The organism is Actinomadura sp. GC306 (assembly GCF_004348665.1).
GTDB lineage: Bacteria > Actinomycetota > Actinomycetes > Streptosporangiales > Streptosporangiaceae > Spirillospora.
This window is the reverse complement of record NZ_SMKM01000478.1, coordinates 1-2214: the sequence shown is the minus strand read 5'-3', so window position 1 is coordinate 2214 and position 2214 is coordinate 1. Positions and strand designations below refer to the sequence as shown.

Sequence of the window (2214 nt, the reverse complement as noted above, 5' to 3'; positions counted from 1 at the left end):
CCCCCGGATGGGTCCCGTGGCCCCCGACCAAACGCCATCGCCGGCGCCCCCACACACCGGCGGCCCCCCTACGCCACCACCTGCCCGTGCCCACGATGGAGACCCGCGCCCAGATCCTCTACGCACACCACATAGCCAAAGCAGCGCAAACCGCCGAAGACTTCACACAACACCTCCCGTCCATACGGGAAACGGCCCAGGCGCTAACCCTGGACCCAGCCTCCCAAAAGCACGTCCACAATCGCCTGGCACAGGCATGGGCATCCCACCCAGCAGCGCTATCCCTACTCCAGGCCCTCTAAAAGACCTGCCGTCGTATCGGGAATGCGACTGGAACCACGAGGCGAGCGAGGTTACAGGGCGCCACAGCGTCCGGATCCGGACGTCGCATGAAGACCTCCGGGAAACGTCCGTGGCCTGCCCTAGCCTTACTGCAATCCGACCGATGATGTTCGGAGGGCGGTCATGGCGGGGCGCTGGATTACGAAGAACGGTCGACGGATCTGGATCGGCGACGACGGCGGCGGGAAGATCATTGTGGCTGGAGTGGCCGCGATCATGATGGCGGGAAGTAGCGGAGTCGTCGGCGGTGCCGCGGGCGCGGGTGCGGGCGGCGCCTCCTCGGTGAGCGCGAAGAACTTTAAGGCCCGTAAGGGGGACGCGAAGCGTTCCGCGCGTAAGGGGGACGCCGAGAAGGCGTGGCGGCGCCTGGGCATGCGGCGGGTCACACGGTCGCTCGACCGGCGAACTGCGGGGTGTGTGCGCGTCACATGGGGTGAAGTGCAGCAGGCCGCCATCCGCAACCCGTGCACCTCGCTGGATCGGAGGCTTTTCGCGATCGCCGATCGGAAGGGGAACACCGCACTGATCACGGTCGCTTGGGCAAGGTTTCGCAGTAACGGTGACCGGCGCCGCTTCCAGCGGGTGATCGACGTCTACGGCACCGGCGACATCAAGCCGCTGGCCGCGAGCAAACTCGGCTTGGCCGACATCCGCTTCACCGGCCGCTATTACCACTCGATCCCGAAAAGGACGCGGCTTACCGTCGCCGAAGCCGAGGCCGTCAAGGGCAGTTTCAGCCCCGAAGTGCTGGACGGTTTCGCCCAGATCGCCGCCGAACTGCCGAGCCCACCGAACAGGCGAAGGCGCCGCTGACCCGCCACCGCCCAGCGTGAAGCTTCCTCCGCGACATCCTTCGCAATCGACACCGTCCTGCAGGTGTATGGCCCGTTTCCGGGGTCGAAAGTGCGTAATGTGCCACTTTTTGGCGGGATGGGCCGTGTGATCCTGGGTGACGACCGCAACTGTCGGGTCGCGGGAGGTATCGCACGTGGCTACAGTCCGGCTCCCGCGAAGGCTGACCATCCCGGCCTGGGAGAACGCGGTCGGCCCCGGGAAACTCCCGGCACGGTTCACCGACCTCCGCCTCGACTTCGGCCAGGTGGAGTTCGCCGACTTCGGCGCGCTCGCCCGCGCGCTGCTCATGGTGGACGCGGCGGTGCGGGCCGGCGTGGTCACCGAGATCGTGCTGCCCACGGAGGCGCTCCCCGCCGAACCGGCACCGCCGGACGGGCATACGTCCGGAATGTCCGCCGCAGCGGAGGCCCGGAGCCAGATCAACCGCCGCGCTCGCGCCCGCCGCGACACCCGCGCGTACATGCGGCACATCGGTTTCCTGGACGCCCTGCACGCACCGCACTGGCCGGACGGAGCAGTCCAGATCACCAAGGCGGGCGACGGGAGCCACCCGCTCACAAGGACCCGGGAGGCCGCCACAACGGACGGAAGCGTCCCCGACGACGATCCCCGCGACGCGCGCTACCGGCCGCGCCGGATCATGCCGCTCCAGTGGTTGCTGTCCGACCGCGGCGAGAAGCTCCAGGAGTCGGACGACTTTCACGCCGCGCTCGCCAGGCTGGGTGAGCTCGGGATGGCGGAGCCGGGCGGCCGCGTGCTCAGCCAGACGCTTCTCACCGAACTGGTGGAGAACGTCGAAGAGCACGCGGTGCCGGCGGGCGGCCGTCCGCCGGCGGCGCTCGTGGGAGCGGTCCTGCTGGACAGCGACACGTTCGTGATCCGCCGCGGCGACCTCCCGGCGGAGCTGGGGGAGCTGGCCGACCGCTCGGCCGACGACGGCGGCCGGGTGCTGCGGCTGGTGGTGGGGGACGCGGGGCAGGGGCTGGTCGCGAGCCTTGCATCCGCGCACCCCAGGAC

The 2214-nt window shown here is 69.3% G+C and carries 2 protein-coding genes; both read left to right on the top strand.

What is annotated here, in order from left to right; all coding sequences use genetic code 11:
* Positions 1-465 precede the first annotated feature (465 nt).
* A complete protein-coding gene (locus tag E1200_RS32775) occupies positions 466-1155 on the top strand; it encodes a hypothetical protein (protein ID WP_131956484.1) in 690 nt (229 codons plus the stop codon).
* 175 nt (positions 1156-1330) lie between these two features.
* A partial coding sequence (locus tag E1200_RS32770) for a hypothetical protein (protein WP_207933663.1) occupies positions 1331-2214 on the top strand: 884 nt, incomplete at its 3' end.